This is a genomic window from Roseomonas populi (assembly GCF_024594815.1).
In the GTDB taxonomy this organism is placed as follows: domain Bacteria; phylum Pseudomonadota; class Alphaproteobacteria; order Acetobacterales; family Acetobacteraceae; genus Roseomonas; species Roseomonas populi.
Genome location: NZ_JANJOU010000002.1, coordinates 251,447 through 268,532, shown reverse-complemented (window position 1 = coordinate 268,532; position 17,086 = coordinate 251,447). Strand labels below are relative to the sequence as shown.

Here is a 17,086-nt window from a genome sequence, read left to right as displayed (position 1 = left end):
CGCGTTGAAGGGGCGGAGGTATCCCATGCACCGCTCCCTGATCGCCCTCGCCGTCCTCTCCATGCCCCTCGCCGCCGGGCCTGCCCTCGCTGCGAGCCCTGCCCAGGCGGAAGCCCGGCGGCAGGTGGAGCAGGACCAGCGCCAGGACCGCGTGGCCGAGGTTGCCCGCGATCTGGAGCGCGGCGGCGCCGGCGCGCCCGGCCTCGTCGATGACATGAACCGCACGCGCCCCACGCTGGCGCCCGGCCGCATCGAAACCCGCAACGCCTCGCCCGAGCAGCCGGCCGGCACGAACCTGCCGCTGCTGAGCGACAACCCGCAGCGCTGACGCCCCGAAGCGGCCATGCCGACGCCGCAACGGGGACACCGGGCGGGCGTTCAATCCTCGCACGGTCCCGTTAAGGGCCGCACCATGGAGGATGCCATGCGCCGTCGCGCCCTGCTGACAGTCCCCCTCGCCCTCTCCGCCCTTGCTGCCGCACCTGCGGGTGCGCAGGACATCAACGGTCTCGTGGATCAGGCCCTGCGCCAGTTCGGCGGCAACCGGGACGATGCCGCCCGCCGTGCCGAGGACGAGGAGCGCCGCCGCCGCGACGAGGGCCGGCGCGACCGCGACGAGGATCGCCGCTGGGCCGGCGAGCGGGACCGCCGCCGCGCCGAGGACGAGCGGATGGACTTCGAGCGTCGCCGCGAGGCTTGGGAGCGGGACCGCGAGCGGCGCGAGAGCCGCGGCGAGCGCATCTCGCCCGAGGAGCGCGCGCGCTTCGATCGCGAGCGCCAGGCCTTCGAGCGCGACCGGCAATTCTCGGAGCGGCAGCGCCAGCTGAACGACCAGCAGCGCCGCCTCGACGAGGAGCGCCGCCGCATCTCGGAAGATCGCCGCCGCTGAGGAGCAACTCGCGCCGCCTCGGGCGCGTTTCGCCGGCAGGAGACCAACCTATGTCAAACCGTGCTCTTGCCGTCATCGCCCTAGCCGGCCTCGCATCCTTTGCCGCCCCTCAAGCGCGGGCGGAGGACAGCTTGTTCGGCAACCTCTTCGGTCGCCTGGGCGCCTCCGAGGAGGTAAAGGCGCAGGCCAGCCCAGAACTGCGCGACCGGGAGCGCGAGACCCGCAACCTGCGCCGGGAGTACTGGGAGCGCGAGCGGGCGCGGCTGGCCCAGAACGCCGGCGCGCCTCGTGGGTCGCTCGCGACCGAGGCGTCGAATCGCAGCTTGGCCGCCCGCTGAGCGGACGGCCACGTCCTCAGACCACGGCCAGGAGCGCCTGTGCGGCCACGGCCGCGCAGGGCTCGATCACAGGCACGCCCAGTTCCCCCTCCAGGTAGTCGCGATGTCCGGCCATGCCGGTGCATCCCAGGACGACGGCCTCGCTTCCCGCCGCGACGAGCTTCCGCCCGGCGGCCAGCAGCGCCGCACGCGGCGCCGCGGGATCCGTCAGCGCCGACATGGGGAGGTTCAGCGCCTCCGAAGCCGCGAGGCGCGCCTCTACGCCCAGTGAGAGAAGGACCCGTCGCTGCCTTTGCTTGCTGGCATCGACGAAGGCGATGACGCCGAACCGGTCCGCCCGCGCGAGAGCGGCGAGGATCGAGGCGCGGAACGGGCCGAGGACCGGCCTGTCCGTCACCTCCCGCACCGCCTCCACGCCGGGATCGGAGACGCAGGCGATGACGTAGGCGTCGGCCGGCTCCGCCCGCACCGCGTCGCAGAGGGGTAGGGCAACCCCGAACCAGTCCCGCCAGGAGGTAATGGCTGCGGGCCCATCCTTCAGGCAAATAGTGTCGAAGCGGGCATGGCCGGGCCGGGCATAAGGCGCGACTGCCTCGGCGATGCCGACGGTGCACGCCGCGTCGCTATTGGGATTGATGACGAGGATACGGCGTTCCATCCCGCAAGGGTGATCGGCCGGTCGGGCAACTGCAACCCTGTGAATCCTTGTGCCCCGGCGGGCCTCGCTCCATATTGCAATGCAACAAAGATCGGTGGGGTACGTTCGAAGCCCTGCCTGCTGGAGGACCGCGTCCATGCCAAGCCCGCAAGCCCCACCAGAGCCGACCACCGTCAGCTGGCGCCCAGCCCCGGTCCAGCCGGAGGCGGCGGAGCGCGGGACGACGATGCTCGGCGCGATCCGGCGCGGCATCGTCAACCGCTGCCCGAATTGCGGGGAAGGGCCGGTGTTCCAGGGCTTCCTCCGGGTGGCGCCGGAGTGCCGGGTCTGCCACGCGCCGCTCGGGAGCCTCCGGGCCGATGATGCGCCGCCCTACATCGTCATTTTCCTGGCCGGGCATCTCCTCATCCCGCCGATCTTCTGGATCGAGAAGGCCTATGAGCCTCCCATGTGGCTGCACATGGTGGTGTGGCTGCCCCTGTTCGCCGTGATCTGCACGCTGCTGCTGCGCCCGGTGAAGGGTGGGGTGGTAGGCTGGATGTGGAAGCTGGGCTTCGCCGATCCCGGCAGCCCGCACGGGGAATCCGCCCCAGGGCCGGGATCCTCGCGCGATGTCTGAGGCGTCGGTGACGGCGGAGACGACCGTGCGGGACATCGTGCGCATCGAGCTGGGCGACCACTCCCCTCTTCCCTCCCCATTTGTGGAGGCAGACCGGCAGCAGGCCGTGGCGGACCTGCTGGCAGGCAACCGCTTCCTGCCGGCGGGCCTGCCGCCCGGCCCCTACGCGCTGCATCTCTGCCTGCGCGACGGGCGGCTTGTGCTGGACGTGCGCGACCAGGCGGACCTGCCGCTGCACGCCTATGCCCTCGCCCTCGGCCCCTTCCGGCGGCTGATCAAGGACTACCACATGGTCATCGAGGGCCATGAGCAGGCGGTGATCGAGGGCGCTGCGGACGCCCGCATCCAGGCGATCGACATGGGCCGGCGCGGACTCCACAACGAGGCCGCCCAGCTGTTGCGCGAGCGGCTGGAGGGCCGGGTGGAGCTTGACTTCGAGACGGCGCGCCGCCTTTTCACCCTCGTCTGCGCCCTGCATCAACGGATCTGAAGCCTTGAAGATCAACGGCACGCCCTACCGCAGCGTCTGGCTGGATGCGGACGGCCACTCCATCCGCATCTTCGATCAGACGAAGCTGCCCTGGGCGGTCGAGGAGCTGGTGCTCTCGGACGAGGAGGCGGTCGCGCACGCCATCCGCTCCATGCAGGTGCGCGGCGCGCCGCTGATCGGCGCCGTGGGCGCCTACGGCCTGGCCATGGCGCTGCGGCGCGATCCCTCCATCGAGAACCTGGAGAGGATGGCGGCGATGCTGAACGAGACCCGCCCTACCGCCGTGAACCTGAAATGGGCGCTGGACCGCATCTGCGCCGCCGTTCGCAACCACCCGCCGGAGCGCCGCGCCGATGCCGCCTATGCCGAGGCGTCGGCGATCTGCGACGACGACGTGGAGACGAACCGGAAGATCGGCGAGCACGGGCTGGAACTGCTCAAGGAGATCGCCGCCCGCAAGAAGGCGGAGGGCCGGGAGGGCGAGCCCGTGCGGGTGCTGACGCACTGCAACGCCGGCTGGATCGCGACCGTGGACTACGGCACCGCCCTCTCGCCCATCTACCAGGCCCATGACGCGGGAATGGACGTCCATGTATGGGTGGACGAGACCCGCCCGCGGAACCAGGGCGCGCTGACGGCCTGGGAACTCGGCTCGCACGGGGTGCCGCACACCTTCGTCACGGACAATGCCGGCGGGCACCTGATGCAGCACGGGCTGGTGGACATCGTCATCGTCGGCACCGATCGCGTGACCCGGAACGGCGACGTCGCGAACAAGATCGGGACCTACCTGAAGGCGCTCGCGGCGAAGGACAACGACATTCCCTTCTGGGTCGCCCTGCCCCATTCCACCCTGGACATGTCGGTGCGCGACGGGCTTGCCGAGATCCCGATCGAGGAGCGCTCGGCCGCCGAGGTGACGGCGACCACGGGCCTGCTTCCTGAGGGAGGGGTGGGCGCCATCCGTGTGGCGCCCGAGTCGTCGCGGGCCGCCAACCCGGCCTTCGACGTGACGCCCGCGCGGCTGGTGACCGGGCTGATTACCGAGCGCGGGCGCTGCGAGGCGAGCGAGGAGGGTCTCGCCGCGCTCTACCCCGAGAGGGTCTAGTTCAGGCGGTCCGGGCGAAGGCCCGGCGCTCCAGCATCGCCAGCCCGACGACGATCCCGGTGCCGGAGAGCGCGGCACCGACCGCGGCATAGGCCGAGATCTCCATCGTCGCCCCGCCGAGCATGGCGCCGACGATACCGAGGATGAGCACGAGGCCCGAGGTGATCAGGGCGAGGGCAATGCGGTCCATAGTGCGGCCTCCCTGCCCGCCTGGGGGATTCGGCGGGCGACAGGTGAATCAAGCTCCTGCCGCGCGGCGAAGGCAGGTCCGGATCATGGCCAAAACGTGGCGAAGATCGGCACAGGCGCTGAGCCCCCATGCAGGATTCACAACGCCGGCTTCACGCATGTGAAGGAAACGCGGCCGATCCGGCCACCGACTCGGGGGCACGATGCGCTTGGCCTGTCGGGCAGATGTCCAGCAAGACGCACCGGCCACATGCCGGGCTGCGGAAATGGCAGACGCGCTGGCCGTGCAGCATCAGCACCTCGTGGTCGTCATACACCTGCTGCGCGTCCCATTCTGGGGGCAGCATCGCTTCCAGCACACGGTGAGAGGGGCCGACGGAGAGACTGGCGGGGATAAGCCCCAGGCGCTGCGCCACCCGGTGATGGTGGCTGTCCACCGGCAAGGCGCGCCGACGCAGGGACGAAAAGGAGAGGACGGCGGCGCTCGTCTTCGGCCCGATGCCCGGGAGGGATTCCAGCCACTCGCGCGCTTCCGGCACCGGCGTGTCCGCGAGGTGGTCGAGGTTAAGCGATCCCCGGCGCCCGGTGATGATTTGCAGGATGCGCTGGAGGGCGGGTGCCTTCGCCTCGGGCCAGGTGCAGGGGGCCAAGGCCTCCTGCACATCCCGGACCGGCGCGTCCCGAACCGCCTCCCAGTCCGCGAAGCGCTCCTGCAGGTTGCGGAAGGCGCGGGCGCTGTCGGCGTTGCGTGTGCGGTGGGAGAGCAGGGAGGAAACCAGCTCGTCCATCGGCCCGTGCTCGTGGAAATAGGCGATCGGGCAGCCATAGGCCTTGCAGAGCCGGGCGTGGACCTCGACGAGCTTTTCCCGCGGGCCGGAACCGACGGTGGCTGGCGCGGGCATGCATTCCTCCTCACCGACCTTGGCCGGAATACATTCGGAACGCCGCAGCCCTGCGCGGGTTCGCGGGAATGTGCTATGGCAGATTCGGCGGACTTGCTTGACCCCTTGGGGCCGCTCGCCCAGCCTCACGACGGAAACGGTGCGCCAACGCGCCCAGGAAAGGACTGGATTGCCCATGTTTGGCCCGATGCGTCGCGCCCTGATGGGGGCAGCCTGCGCGCTCGCCCTCGCTCCCCTGCCCTCCCTCGCTCAGGACAACTACCCGAACCGGCCCATCCGCATGCTCGTGCCCTTCGCGGCCGGCGGCACCACGGACCTGATCGGGCGGCTGGTGGGGGCCGAGATGTCCAAGCGGCTTGGCCAGCCGATCGTGGTGGACAACCGCGCGGGCGCGGGCGGCAACATCGGCGCGGAAGCCTGCGCCAAGGCCGCACCGGACGGCTACACGATCTGCATGGGCACGATCAGCAGCCACGCGATCAACGCCTCGATCTACCCGCGCATCCCCTTCGACAACCTGCGGGATTTCGCGCCGGTGGCGCTTCTGGGCAGCCAGCCGAATATGCTGGTGGTGGCCAACAACATCCCCGCCCGCACGGTGCCGGAACTGATCGCGCTGATGAAGCAGCGCCCCGGCCAGATCAACTACGGCTCCTCCGGTGTCGGCACCTCCATCCATCTGGCGGGCGAGCTCTTCACCCAGTTGACCGGGACCGAGGCGGTGCACGTGCCTTATCGCGGCAGCGGGCAGATCATGACGGACATGCTGGCCGGCACTCTGCCCATGGCCTTCGACAACTTCTCCTCGGGCTGGCCGCACGCGAGGGAGGGGCGCATCCGGGCCATCGGCGTGGGCAGCCTGCAGCGCCTCCCGCAGGCGCCGGACGTGCCGACGATCGCCGAGAGCCTGCCCGGCTTCGAGAGCCTGTCGTGGCACGGCATCTTCGCGCCGGCCGCCACGCCGCCCGCGATCGTTGCCCGCCTGAACCGCGAGGCCCTGGCCGCCCTGGCCAGCCCGGAGGTAAAGGCGCGCTACGAGGAGCTGGGGATCACTGCCGGTACCCTCTCGCCGGAGGCCTTCCGCGAGTTCGTGGCGGCTGAGACGAAGCGCTGGGGCGACGTGGCCCGGAAGGCTGACATCCGCGTCGAGTGAGGCACGCGCCAGGGCGGGGCAGGTCCTCCTGCCCCGCCCTGGCGGTTTACTGGATCAGCGCTGCCGCCAGGGCAGTTCGCTGGCTTTCCACCCCGCGACTCTGCCGCGGTGGCCTTCCTCGTCCACCGGCCCCTCGAAGCCGTCGGCGACATTATAGGCGTTCGGGAAGCCGGAGGCCTGGGCCGCCTGCGCCGCGGCGAGGGAGCGGGCGCCGGAGCGGCAGAGGAAATGCAGCTTCGTCAGCGGCGTGGCGCCGGCGCGGCGAAGCTGCTCCACGAAGGCACCATTCACCTGCATGGACGGGTAGAGCTGCCAGGGGATGAGAACAGGCTGCTTGCCGGTGGCCGAGAGGTCGGGGATCCCGACGAAGTTCCACTCGGCATCGGTACGAACATCCACGAGCATGGCGTCCGGGTCCGTCCGCAGCGCCTCGTAGCTGTCCTCAGGGGAGATATCCTCGACGGGCATGACGCATCCTCGGGTTGTACGGTCGGGGCAGATAGGCCTCGCGGCGGGCTCACGCCAGGGTTCCCGGCCCACCGTCCTGGCGCGAAGCTTGCATTGCACCTCTCACGATGCCGGGAATGGACGGCGGACAGGCCCCGCGAGGGGCCGGCTGGGAGAGTGCTACTGGGATGAGCGGGTTCGAAAGGCCCTTCGTGGAGATCGACGACGTCTCCATGCGCTATGGCGGCGCGGAAGGCACACTTGCCCTGCGGCACACCTCCATGCGGATCGCCAAGGGCGAGTTCGTCGCCGTGGTCGGGCCCTCGGGCTGCGGGAAATCCACGCTGATGCGGCTGGTCACCGGGCTCTGGCCCTGCTCGGCCGGCAGCGTGATCGTCGCGGGGAAGGAGGTGGCGGGGCCGCTCTCCATCGCGGGCATGGCCTTCCAGGCCCCCACCATGCTGCCCTGGCGCACGATCCTGCAGAACGTGATGCTTCCCCTGGAGGTGGTGGAGCCGCACCGGCGCCGCCTGCGGGGCGAGCGGTCCATGTACGAGGAGAAGGCGCGCAAGCTCCTCGCCCTCGTCGGGCTCGCGGGGTTCGAGGACAAGACGCCGCACCAGCTCTCCGGCGGGATGCAGCAGCGCGCCAGCCTGTGCCGCGCCCTGATCCACGATCCGCAGCTGCTGATGCTGGACGAGCCCTTTGGCGCGCTGGACGTCTTCACGCGCGAGGAGCTGTGGGAGCAGCTGGCCGAGGTCTGCCGGATCCTGAAGCCCACCGTCATCCTCGTCACCCACGACCTGAAGGAGGCGGTGTTCCTGGCGGACCGCGTGCTGATCATGTCCGCGCGCCCCGGCCGGATTATCGCGGAGCGGAAGGTGCCCTTCGAGCGCCCGCGCAACCTCGATATCACCTACACCCAGCCCTTCCAGGAGCTGGTCCACGAGCTGCGCGAGCACATCAGCGCCGCGCGGCGCGGCGAGGAGGTTCCCGCCTCCCCCGCGCAGGAGGCCCCCCATGCCGCTTGATTCCCCCGCCACGAAGCCGGCCGCCACGGCCGCCCAGCTCCGGGTAGAGGCCATGGCCGCCGCCGCCCGCCGCCGGCGCCGGCTCCAGGCCGCCCTGCCCTGGATCATCATCGTCGGCACCTTCGTGGTGTGGGAGGTGGTCTGCCAGGCCTTCCAGATCCCGCAGTTCATCCTGCCCGCGCCCTCCGCCATCGCGGCAAGCATGTGGAAGTGGTGGCTGCCGCTGCTGGACAATTCCTGGCAGACGCTGATGACAACGCTGATCGGCTTCGCGCTGGCCATCGTGTTCGGCCTGCTGCTGGGGGTCGCGATCGGCTCCTCCACCCTGCTCTACCACGGGCTCTACCCGCTGCTGATCGCCTTCAATTCCGTGCCGAAGGTGGCCGTGGTGCCCATCCTCGTCATCTGGTTCGGCATCGGCACCGTGCCGGCGGTCATCACCGCCTTCCTCATCTCCTTCTTCCCCATCGTCGTGAACGTGGCGACGGGAATCGCCACCGTGGAGCCGGAGCTGCGGGACGTGCTGCGGGCGCTGGGCGCCAAGCCGACCGACATCATTCGCAAGGTGGGCCTGCCCCGGGCCATGCCCTACTTCTTCGCCTCGCTGAAGATCGCCATCACGGTGGCCTTCGTCGGCTCCATCATCGCGGAGACGGTGGCGGCGAATAAGGGCATCGGGCACCTCATGATGCTGGCCTCCTCCCGGTTTGACGTGCCGCTGGTCTTCGCCGGCCTCATCATCACCGGCGTGATGGGCGTGATCATGTACGTCGTGGCCGTCGCGATCGAGAACCGCACCACCGGCTGGGCGATGCGCGGGCAGGATTCCGGGCAGGTCGCCGTGGCGGGGGTCTGACGGCCCTCCTCTCCTCGCGTCTTTTCCTCCTGGGGAACGCCGTGCTAGGCCTTCGAGCCGGCGTTCCCCCCAAGCGGACCTCTGGCGCGGGGAAGGCCGGGGAGAAAGACGGCCGGATGTTCATCGCGCTACGCGGAATGGCGGTGCATGTGCGGGTCGAAGGCCCGCCGGGTGCCCCGCCCCTTCTCATGCTCCACAGCCTCGGCACGAGCCTGCATGTCTGGGATCTCCAGGCGGAAGCCATGGCCAGGACCCATCGCGTCATCCGCGTCGATCTGCGCGGACATGGTTTGACATCCAACGATCTCGGACAGGCCTCCGCAACGGGCAGCATGGCCGCCCTCGCGGAGGACGCTTTCGCGGTGCTGGACGCGCTCAGCGTCGAAGCGGCCCATGTGGCGGGCATCTCCATCGGCGGCCGCATCGCGATGGAGATGGCGGCGGCGCGGCCGGACCGCGTGCTCTCCCTTTTCCTGCTGGATACGTCGCTGGAGTTTGCCCCGGCCTCCAACTGGGAAGCCCGCATCGAGGCGGTACGCGCGGGCGGCGTGGCCTCGGTCGCGGATGGGGTGATCGCGCGCTGGGTGGTGGACCCCGCCCTGCCCTCCTCCCGCGCGCTTCTCTCCATGCTGCTGGCAACGCCGGCCGAGGGCTACATCGCCGGCGCGGAGGCGCTGCGGGACGCCCGCGCGGAACCCCTGCTCGGCAGGCTGCGCGGCCCGGCGACGGTCGTGGTGGGGGAGCTGGACCAGGCTTCTCCCGTCTCCGCCGCGGAGGCGATCCGGGACGCCATCCCCGGCAGCACGCTGACCGTGCTGCCCGGCCTCGCCCATATCCCGACCTTCGAGGCGGCGGAGGCGGTGACGGCGGCCCTGCAGGCGCACCTCGCCCCTGTTCCCGCCGATGATCCCCTGGCCGCCGGCTTCGCCGTGCGCAAGGCGGTGCTGGGCGAGGCCCATGTCGCCCGCGCGCAGTCCGCCGTGACCGCGCTGGACGCGCCCTTCCAGGACTACATCACCCGCAATGTCTGGGGGCAGATCTGGACGCGACCGGGCCTGCCGCGCCACACGCGCTCCCTCCTCACCCTCGCCGTCACTGCCGCCCTGGCGCGGGAGGGCGAGTTCGGCCTGCATGTGCGGGCCACGAAGAACACCGGCGTGACGCCGGAGGAGATCGCGGAGGTCCTGCTGCAGGTCGGCGCCTATGCCGGCGTGCCCGTGGCCAACCACGCGTTGAAGATCGCCAAGACCATCCTGGCGGAAATGGAGAAGACGTCATGAGCGAGGTCGTCCACGGCTATCGCCGCCCGAACGCGGCCCATCAGCCACCGCTGAACTCCCCGGCCTACGGCAGCACGCGCGCGCGCCACCCGCAGCAGCCGCTGCTGGAGCTGCCGCACACGCTGACGGAGACGAGCAGCCCGATCTTCACCCCTGCCCGCTACCCGGAGGTGGCGGACCTGACGGTGCTGGAGAACGGCGCGGGCCACGCCATGGGCGAGCGCATCATCGTCGCCGGCCGGCTGACGGACGAGGATGGCCGCCCCGTGCGCCACGCCATGGTAGAGGTGTGGCAGGCCAATGCTGCCGGGCGCTACAACCACGAGGGCGACACCCACGATGCTCCCCTCGACCCGAACTTCCGGGGCATGGGCCGCGTCTTCACGGACGAGGACGGCTGGTACCGCTATGTCACCATCCGCCCCGGTGCCTATCCCTGGCGCAACCACCAGAATGCCTGGCGGCCGAACCACATCCACTACTCCCTGTTCGGCCGGGGCTTCGCGCAGCGCATGATCACCCAGATGTATTTTCCGGGCGACCCGCTGCTGCCGCTGGACCCGATCTTCAACACCGTGCCGGACGAGGCGGCGCGCAACCGCCTGGTCTCCACCTTCGACCTGGACATCACCCAGCCCGAGCACGCCCTGGGCTACCGCTTCGACATCGTGCTGCGCGGGCGCGACGCGACGCCGATGGAGGAGAACCACCATGACTGACGCCGTGACCCCGGAGCTGGCGCCGTCCGAGGCGACGATCGCCTCCGCCCACCAGACTGCCGGTCCCTACTGGCATCTGGTGGACTTCCCGGAATGGGCGGACACGACGCGCCACTTCGCCGACGCCCTGCCCGAGGGCGCGGAGCGCATCACCGTCACCGGCACGGTGAGGGACGGCACCGGCGCGCTGGTGACGGACGCGATGGTGGAGATCTGGCACGCCGATCCCGCCGGCCGCTACCCCGAGCAGAACGGCGACCCGATGGCCTTCCAGGGCTATGGCCGCTGCGCGACGGACAAGCAGGGGCGCTTCCGCTTCGTCACCCTCAAGCCCGGCCCCGTCCCGGTAGGGCCGCATGCCGGCGGCAACCTGATGCAGGCGCCGCACATCGCGCTGGCGGTCTTCGCGCGCGGGCTGCTGCAGCACGTCTCGACCCGCTTGTATTTCGAGGGGGAGGCGCTGAACGCCACCGACCCCGTGCTGAAGGCGGTGCCGGAGGCGCGGCGGGGCACGATCATCGCCAAGCCTGCCGGCGAGGGCGAGTGGACGCTGGACCTCCGCCTGCAAGGCGAGGGCGAGACCGTTTGGATGGCCGTCTAGCATGAGCGTCAATCCCGCGGACGCCACGGTCTGGGGCGTCCTCTACGGCACGGACGCCATGCGCAGCGCGGTGGGAGAGATGGCGCTCCTCCAGCGCATGCTGGACGTGGAGGCGGCGCTGGCCCGCGCCGAGGCCGGACTCGGCATCGTGCCGGCGGAGGCCGCGCGGGCCATCACGGAGGCCGCGCGGGCCGATCGGCTGGACCTGCCGAAGCTGGCGGCGGCCACGCGCAACACCGGCTATCCCGTGGTGGGCCTGGTGAAGCAGCTCGGCGCCCTGGCGGGCGAGGAGGCGGCACGCTGGACCCATTGGGGAGCCACCACGCAGGACATCCTGGACACGGCGCTGGTGCTGGCCCTGCGCGACGCCTTCGCCCTGATCCGCCGGGATCTGGATGCCACCATCGCGGCGCTTGCCGCGCGCGCGCGGGAGCACCGGGACACGGTGATGGCCGGGCGCACCCACTTGCAGCACGCGCTGCCCGTGACCTTCGGGTACAAGTGCGCGGTCTGGCTGGCCCCGCTGCTCAACGCACGGGAGACGCTGGACGCGCTGCTTCCGCGCCTGCTGCGCGTGCAGTTCGGCGGCGCCGTGGGCACGCTGGCCTCGCTCGGCGAACAGGGCCCGGCGGTGGCGGAGGCCCTGGCGAAGGAGCTGGAACTCGCCGTGCCGGAAATCCCCTGGCACGTCGCCCGGGACACGGTGACGGAGGCCGTGTGCTGGTGCGGCATCCTCTGCGGCGCGCTGTCCAAGATGGCGACGGACGTGATGCTGCTGATGCAGACCGAGGTGGCCGAGGTGTTCGAGCCGCACGAGGCGGGGCGCGGCGGTTCCTCCACCATGCCGCAGAAGCGCAACCCGATTGCCTGCGAATACGTGCTGGCCCAGGCGCGCGGGGTGCACGCGCTGGTGCCGCAGGTGATGTCCGCCATGGCGCTGGACCATGAGCGCGGCACCGGCCCCTGGCAGGCGGAGCCGCTGGCGATCCCGCAGGCGATGCTCCTCACCCACGGGGCGCTGGACCAGGCGCGGCAGATCGCGCAGGGCATGACGGTGGACGCCGCCCGGATGCGCCGCAACCTGGATGCCACCGGCGGCGCCATCATGGCGGAGGCCGTCATGATGGGGCTGGCCCCGAAGCTCGGCCGCGGCGCGGCGCACGATGCCGTGCACCACGCCTGCGATGTCGCGCTGGAGGAGCGGATCCCCCTCGCCGAGGCCCTTTCCCGCGACGGACGGGTCACGGGGGAGATGCCGGCTGGGGAGATCGCGCGGATCACTGATCCTTCCAGCTACCTCGGCAGTGCCGGCCTCTTCGTGGACCGGGTGCTGGCGCGGGCGGGAGTCTAGAAGATCCGCGCCACCGGTAGGCCGAGGGCCATTGCCCCGGCGTACCGGGCCTGGGGCAAGGGCTGGAGCGGATGGAAGCGGGCGCCCTGCACGTCTCGGAACAGCCGCTCGATCCCGGCCTTGCGCTGGAAGGCGGCACCACCCGCCAGCTCCATCGCCAGCTCCACAGTCCGGATCGCCGCCTCGGCGAGAAGGGCCCGACCGGTCATCACATCGTTCACGCTCTCCTCGCCGGGCGCGTTCCGCTCGGCCGCGCGCAGCATCCAGTCATGGGCCAGCCTCGCTGCCCGCAGCGAGTTTTCCATGCGCCCCGCGAGCAGCAGCGCGTCCTCCCCCGGCCGGCGCGCCTTCGCGGCGGCAATCGCCATATCCCGCGCCCGCTCCGCCACGCCGAGATACACCGCGTAGATCAGCGGGAAGGCGATGGTCGCGATGATCTGGAACACCGGGTGCCACTCGCCGGCCCGGCGCTTGAAGGAGACCTGCGCGTCGGCGACGAAAAGACCGTCGATCAACACGTCGTTCGATCCCGTGCCGCGCATCCCCAGGGCCCGCCATGTGTCCAGCACGCGCACCTCGGGCGCCTTCATCGGCGCGGCGAAGTGGATGACGGAATCGCCCTCCTCCTCCCGCAGCACCGCACCGGTCATCAGCAGGTCGCCGGCGGGGGAGCCGGAGGAGAAGGTCTTGGTCCCGTAGATGCGGTAGCCTCCCTCCACACGGCGGGCCTCGCCGGAGCCGGCGATCCAGTCGGCCCCGCCACTGGAGAGCAGGATGATCCGCTCCGCCGCCACGCGGCGCAGCAGCTGCTCCACGGGCTTCGCGCCCTGGTGCTCCCATCGCCAGGCCGGGACCGCCACCTGGTGCGTGTGCATGGAGAAGGCGAGCGCGGTGGAGCTGCACCCATGGGCGAGGATGCGGAGCATCTCGGCCAGTTCCCGGATCCCGGCCCCGCCGCCGCCAAGCCCGCGCGGAACGCCGGCCTCGACGAGCCCGGCCCCTTTCAGCAGGTCGTAGTTCTCCCCGACGAAGCTGTCCGCCTCGTCATGGCCGGAGGCCTGTGCCGAGAGCAGGGGCAGGAGTTCCCGGGCCCGCGCGGCAGGGGTTTCGGCCGTCCTCGGCAGGCTTTCGCTGGCCGGGGCCGGGGTGATCGTAGCACTCATGGACGTCCTCCTCCGTACTGGGTTGTCCGGAATGATTGCTCCGATATCGAAATTACCTCCAGTTCACGAACTGTACTGCGCTGGCCGCCGAAGGGCGCTAGGATCGGGGCAGGAACCCGCACCGGGAGGGCCCCATGCACGCCTCCGTGGATGATGTCGGTAGCTACGGCCAGTTCTGCCCGATCTCGATGGCGGCCGAGGTCCTGTGCCAGCGATGGACCGTCCTCATCGTGCGGGAGCTGCTCTGCGGCTCCACCCGGTTCAACGACCTGCGCCGCGGGCTGCCGCGCATGTCCCCCGCCCTGCTCTCCAAGCGCCTCAAGGAACTGGAGCGGGCCGGGGTGATCGAGCCGCGGCCGGGGCCCCGGGGCGTGGCGGAATACCACCTCTCCCGGGCCGGAGAGGACCTGCGCCCGATTGTGCTGGGGCTGGGCGCCTGGGGGCAGCGCTGGGTGGACTCACAGCTCTCCCTGCGCAAGCTCGATCCCTCCCTGCTGATGTGGGACATGCGCCGGAACCTGAGGCCGGATCCCCTGCCTCCCCGGCGCTGCACGATTCATTTCCAGTACCCCGAACTTCCGGAGAGCCGGCGGAACTGGTGGCTGGTCATCGACCGGGGCGAGGTGGACCTCTGCAAGGACGACCCGGGCTTCGACGTGGACCTGCTCGTTACCACGCCCCTGCGGAGCATGACGGCGATCTGGATGGGCATTACCACCGTGCAGCGGGAGATGGAGTCCGGCCAGCTGGAGCTGGAGGGCGACACGCGGATCCGGCGGAGTATGCAGCAATGGCTCGGCCTCAGCCCCTTCGCGGCCGAGGTCCGGCAGGTGTCCTGAGCCGCCAAATCGGCCGGCCGCGACTACCCCGTTCCCCACATCTCCCCGATACTGGAGGAAAGCAGCTTCGCACGACCGGAGGATAACGGCATGGCCGACGGCACCCCCATCCAACCCGCGGCCCCCGTCCCTCCCCCGGCCCAGAGCGTCTATCGGACAGTCTCGAAGAACACGCCGCGCGTGCTGCGGCCGATCCTGGCGCTGGACGACTTCGAGGAGGCGGCCCGGCGGCGCCTGCCGCGGCCGCTCTTCGGCTATATCGCCGGCGCGGTGGAGACCAATGCCTCCCGCACGGACAACCGGACCGTCTTCGGGGAATGGGCCTTCAAGCCCCGCTACCTGATCGACGTCTCCCGCCGCAGCATGAAGACCAGCCTCTTCGGCGAGGAGTTTGGCGCGCCCTTCGGCATCGCGCCGATGGGGATCAGCGCGATGATGGCCTATCGGGGCGACCTCGTCCTCGCGCGCGCGGCGCGGGAGGCGGGGATCCCGATGATCATGAGCGGATCCTCCCTCATCCGGATGGAAGAGGTGGCGAAGGAGTATCCCCGCGCCTGGTTCCAGGCCTATCTGCCCGGCGAGCCCGCCCGGATCGAGGCGCTGGTGGACCGGGTGCAGAAGGCGGGCTTCGGGACGCTGCTGCTGACGGTGGACACCACCACGCTCGGTAACCGGGAGAACAACGTCCGCACCGGCTTCTCCACGCCGCTCAAGCCGAACCTGCGCCTGGCCTGGGACGGGATCACCCACCCGCACTGGCTTCTCAACACCCTGCTCCGCACCTTGCGGCACCACGGCATGCCGCATTTCGAGAACTCATACGCCACGCGCGGCGCGCCCATCATCGCCAAGCACGTGGAGCGCGACTTCGGCGCGCGGGATCACCTGAACTGGACGCACCTCGCCCAGATCCGGCGCCAGTGGAAGGGCCGGCTGGTCGTGAAGGGCATCCTGACCGGGGAGGACGCCCGCCGCGCCGCCGAGGAGGGCGCGGACGGCGTCATCGTCTCCAACCATGGCGGGCGGCAGCTGGACGGCGCGATCTCCGCCTTCCGCGCCCTGCCGGAGGTGAAGGCGGCGGCCGGCGGGATGACCGTGATGATGGATGGCGGCGTTCGACGGGGGACGGACGTGCTGAAGGCGCTCGCCATGGGCGCGGACTTCGTCTTCGTCGGCCGCCCCTTCCTTTACGCCGCCGCGGTGGGCGGGGAGGCCGGGGTGCGGCACGGAATCGAGCTGCTCTCCTCGGAGGTGAACCGCAACGTTGCCTTCCTCGGCCTGCAATCGCCGGGGGAGATCGGGGTGGAGAACCTGATCCGCGTCGCGGGGGTGCCGACGAAGGCCGAGTTGGCGGCCGCGCTGAAGGACTGATCCTCCCCGGCCCTTTTCCTTGCAGTCCGGCGCGGCGGGATGACACGCTCCTCCCACAAGGTGCGGCAAGCACCGATGAGGGAGGAGAAACCATGCGCATCCGGCGCCGTGGCATCCTGGGCATCGCGGCCGGGCTGGCTGCGCCCCGCATCGTCCGCGCACAAGGGGCCTGGCCCAGGCAGCCCATCCGGCTGATCTGCCCCTTCGCCGCCGGTGGGCCCACGGACGTGGCCGCCCGCCTGATCGCGGACGGGCTCTCCAACGCCTTGCCGGAGCGCGTGGTGGTGGAGAACCGCACGGGTTCCGGCGTCGTGGTGGGCACGGAGATGGTGGCGAAGGCGCCGAAGGACGGTGCCACCTTCCTCTACAGCACCGTGGCGCACTCCGTGCTGCGGGTCCTCTTCAACAATCTCTCCTTCGACCCGGTGCGGGATTTCCAGCCGGTGGCGCTGCTGGGAACCATCCCCATGCTGCTGCAGGTCAACAACAAGGTTCCGGCGGATGACCTGCGGGCGCTGATCGCGATGGTCCGGGACAAGCCGGGGCGGATGGACTACGGCAGTTCCGGCGCCGGCGGGGCGGTGCACCTGGCAACCGAGCTTTTCCTGCACGCGGCGGGCGGGCTGAAGATGAACCACGTCCCCTACCGCGGCTCGGCCCCCGCCATGCCGGACCTGCTGAACGGGAACCTGACCATGATCCTCAACGTCGCCTCCGACGGGGTGGAGAGCGTGAGGCGCGGGCAGACGCGGGGGCTGGCCATCAGCTCGGCGAAGCGGGTGCCGCAGCTGCCCGATGTGCCGACCTTCTCCGAGGCCGGGCTGCCGGGCTACGAGGCCTATACCTGGCACATGCTCTTCGCCCCCGCCGGCACGCCGGACGACATCGTGCGGAAGCTGAACGAGGCGGCGAACGCCGTGGTGCGGGACGCGCGCGTGCAGCAGCGCTTCACGGAGATGACGATCCAGCCGCGCTCGGACACGACTCCCGAGACGGCCGCCGCCTGGCTCGGCGCGGAGATCGAGAAGTGGGAGCCGGTGGTGAAGGCGATCGGAATGACGCCCGCCTGAGACGGGCCGGGG

General features: G+C 70.7%; 21 protein-coding genes. 16 read left to right on the top strand and 5 right to left on the bottom strand.

Features of this window, described 5'->3' with window-relative positions; genetic code table 11:
• The first annotated feature begins 25 nt into the window (after positions 1 to 25).
• The 3 genes from NRP21_RS04280 (at position 26) to NRP21_RS04270 (ending at position 1,227) form a co-directional block, all read left to right on the top strand.
• Positions 26 to 328 (top strand): hypothetical protein, encoded by a 303-nt coding sequence (locus tag NRP21_RS04280; protein ID WP_257714941.1) that lies wholly within the window; start codon positions 26 to 28, stop codon positions 326 to 328.
• A gap of 96 nt (positions 329 to 424) precedes the next feature.
• Positions 425 to 889, top strand: a complete 465-nt coding sequence (locus NRP21_RS04275) for a hypothetical protein (RefSeq protein ID WP_257714940.1) — start codon at positions 425 to 427, stop codon at positions 887 to 889.
• Positions 890 to 939: 50 nt separating this feature from the next.
• On the top strand, positions 940 to 1,227 hold the full coding sequence (locus tag NRP21_RS04270) for a hypothetical protein (protein ID WP_257714939.1): 288 nt from the start codon (positions 940 to 942) through the stop codon (positions 1,225 to 1,227).
• A gap of 16 nt (positions 1,228 to 1,243) precedes the next feature.
• On the opposite strand, the gene NRP21_RS04265 is transcribed toward NRP21_RS04270, so the two are convergent.
• Positions 1,244 to 1,885, bottom strand: a complete 642-nt coding sequence (locus NRP21_RS04265) for an aspartate/glutamate racemase family protein (protein ID WP_257714938.1) — start codon at positions 1,883 to 1,885, stop codon at positions 1,244 to 1,246.
• Positions 1,886 to 2,021: 136 nt separating this feature from the next.
• Between NRP21_RS04265 and NRP21_RS04260 the strand changes: the two genes are divergently transcribed.
• Genes NRP21_RS04260 through mtnA form a run of 3 tightly spaced genes read left to right on the top strand, consistent with a single transcriptional unit; the run spans position 2,022 to position 4,102 of the window.
• Complete coding sequence (locus tag NRP21_RS04260) at positions 2,022 to 2,504, top strand: DUF983 domain-containing protein (RefSeq protein WP_257714937.1); 483 nt, start codon at positions 2,022 to 2,024, stop codon at positions 2,502 to 2,504.
• Positions 2,497 to 2,994, top strand: a complete 498-nt coding sequence (locus tag NRP21_RS04255) for a UPF0262 family protein (RefSeq protein ID WP_257714936.1) — start codon at positions 2,497 to 2,499, stop codon at positions 2,992 to 2,994. Before NRP21_RS04260 ends, NRP21_RS04255 begins: the two co-directional genes overlap by 8 nt.
• Before the next feature lie 4 nt (positions 2,995 to 2,998).
• Positions 2,999 to 4,102 (top strand): S-methyl-5-thioribose-1-phosphate isomerase, encoded by a 1,104-nt coding sequence (gene mtnA / locus NRP21_RS04250; RefSeq protein ID WP_257714935.1) that lies wholly within the window; start codon positions 2,999 to 3,001, stop codon positions 4,100 to 4,102.
• A gap of 1 nt (position 4,103) precedes the next feature.
• On the opposite strand, the gene NRP21_RS04245 is transcribed toward mtnA, so the two are convergent.
• Together NRP21_RS04245 and NRP21_RS04240 are read right to left on the bottom strand one after the other, a co-directional pair.
• Positions 4,104 to 4,292: a hypothetical protein gene (locus NRP21_RS04245; protein WP_257714934.1), complete on the bottom strand. Its 189-nt coding sequence runs from the start codon at positions 4,290 to 4,292 to the stop codon at positions 4,104 to 4,106.
• 151 nt (positions 4,293 to 4,443) lie between these two features.
• Positions 4,444 to 5,193, bottom strand: a complete 750-nt coding sequence (locus NRP21_RS04240; RefSeq protein ID WP_257714933.1) for an endonuclease III domain-containing protein — start codon at positions 5,191 to 5,193, stop codon at positions 4,444 to 4,446.
• 175 nt (positions 5,194 to 5,368) lie between these two features.
• On the opposite strand from NRP21_RS04240, the gene NRP21_RS04235 reads away from it, so the two are divergent.
• On the top strand, positions 5,369 to 6,346 hold the full coding sequence (locus tag NRP21_RS04235) for a tripartite tricarboxylate transporter substrate binding protein (RefSeq protein ID WP_257714932.1): 978 nt from the start codon (positions 5,369 to 5,371) through the stop codon (positions 6,344 to 6,346).
• A gap of 54 nt (positions 6,347 to 6,400) precedes the next feature.
• Here the strand turns inward: NRP21_RS04235 and NRP21_RS04230 are convergent, their stop codons facing one another.
• Entirely contained in the window at positions 6,401 to 6,814 is a 414-nt protein-coding gene (locus NRP21_RS04230) for a rhodanese-like domain-containing protein (protein ID WP_257714931.1), read from the bottom strand.
• 167 nt (positions 6,815 to 6,981) lie between these two features.
• On the opposite strand from NRP21_RS04230, the gene NRP21_RS04225 reads away from it, so the two are divergent.
• The 6 genes from NRP21_RS04225 (at position 6,982) to pcaB (ending at position 12,631) form a co-directional block, all read left to right on the top strand.
• Positions 6,982 to 7,824, top strand: a complete 843-nt coding sequence (locus NRP21_RS04225; protein ID WP_257714930.1) for an ABC transporter ATP-binding protein — start codon at positions 6,982 to 6,984, stop codon at positions 7,822 to 7,824.
• Positions 7,814 to 8,680, top strand: a complete 867-nt coding sequence (locus NRP21_RS04220; RefSeq protein ID WP_257714929.1) for an ABC transporter permease — start codon at positions 7,814 to 7,816, stop codon at positions 8,678 to 8,680. Before NRP21_RS04225 ends, NRP21_RS04220 begins: the two co-directional genes overlap by 11 nt.
• A 116-nt stretch (positions 8,681 to 8,796) precedes the next feature.
• Positions 8,797 to 9,960, top strand: coding sequence for a bifunctional 3-oxoadipate enol-lactonase/4-carboxymuconolactone decarboxylase PcaDC (gene pcaDC / locus NRP21_RS04215; RefSeq protein WP_257714928.1), 1,164 nt, complete (start codon positions 8,797 to 8,799; stop codon positions 9,958 to 9,960).
• Positions 9,957 to 10,679, top strand: a complete 723-nt coding sequence (pcaH, locus tag NRP21_RS04210) for a protocatechuate 3,4-dioxygenase subunit beta (RefSeq protein WP_257714927.1) — start codon at positions 9,957 to 9,959, stop codon at positions 10,677 to 10,679. Before pcaDC ends, pcaH begins: the two co-directional genes overlap by 4 nt.
• The gene (gene pcaG / locus NRP21_RS04205) at positions 10,672 to 11,280 is read left to right on the top strand and encodes a protocatechuate 3,4-dioxygenase subunit alpha (protein ID WP_257714926.1); all 609 of its coding nucleotides are present in this window, start codon (positions 10,672 to 10,674) and stop codon (positions 11,278 to 11,280) included. The genes pcaH and pcaG overlap by 8 nt, the downstream gene beginning before the upstream one ends.
• A 1-nt stretch (position 11,281) precedes the next feature.
• Positions 11,282 to 12,631, top strand: coding sequence for a 3-carboxy-cis,cis-muconate cycloisomerase (pcaB, locus tag NRP21_RS04200; RefSeq protein WP_257714925.1), 1,350 nt, complete (start codon positions 11,282 to 11,284; stop codon positions 12,629 to 12,631).
• Here the strand turns inward: pcaB and NRP21_RS04195 are convergent.
• Positions 12,628 to 13,794 carry an acyl-CoA dehydrogenase family protein gene (locus NRP21_RS04195; RefSeq protein WP_257714924.1) on the bottom strand — a complete coding sequence of 389 codons (1,167 nt, stop codon included), beginning with the start codon at positions 13,792 to 13,794 and terminating at the stop codon, positions 12,628 to 12,630. The two genes, pcaB and NRP21_RS04195, sit on opposite strands and share 4 nt — an antisense overlap.
• Before the next feature lie 134 nt (positions 13,795 to 13,928).
• Between NRP21_RS04195 and NRP21_RS04190 the strand changes: the two genes are divergently transcribed.
• From NRP21_RS04190 to NRP21_RS04180, 3 genes are all read left to right on the top strand, one after another.
• On the top strand, positions 13,929 to 14,633 hold the full coding sequence (locus NRP21_RS04190; protein ID WP_257714923.1) for a winged helix-turn-helix transcriptional regulator: 705 nt from the start codon (positions 13,929 to 13,931) through the stop codon (positions 14,631 to 14,633).
• 90 nt (positions 14,634 to 14,723) lie between these two features.
• Complete coding sequence (locus NRP21_RS04185) at positions 14,724 to 16,004, top strand: alpha-hydroxy acid oxidase (RefSeq protein ID WP_257714922.1); 1,281 nt, start codon at positions 14,724 to 14,726, stop codon at positions 16,002 to 16,004.
• 92 nt (positions 16,005 to 16,096) lie between these two features.
• On the top strand, positions 16,097 to 17,074 hold the full coding sequence (locus NRP21_RS04180) for a Bug family tripartite tricarboxylate transporter substrate binding protein (protein ID WP_257714921.1): 978 nt from the start codon (positions 16,097 to 16,099) through the stop codon (positions 17,072 to 17,074).
• Positions 17,075 to 17,086: the final 12 nt, after the last annotated feature.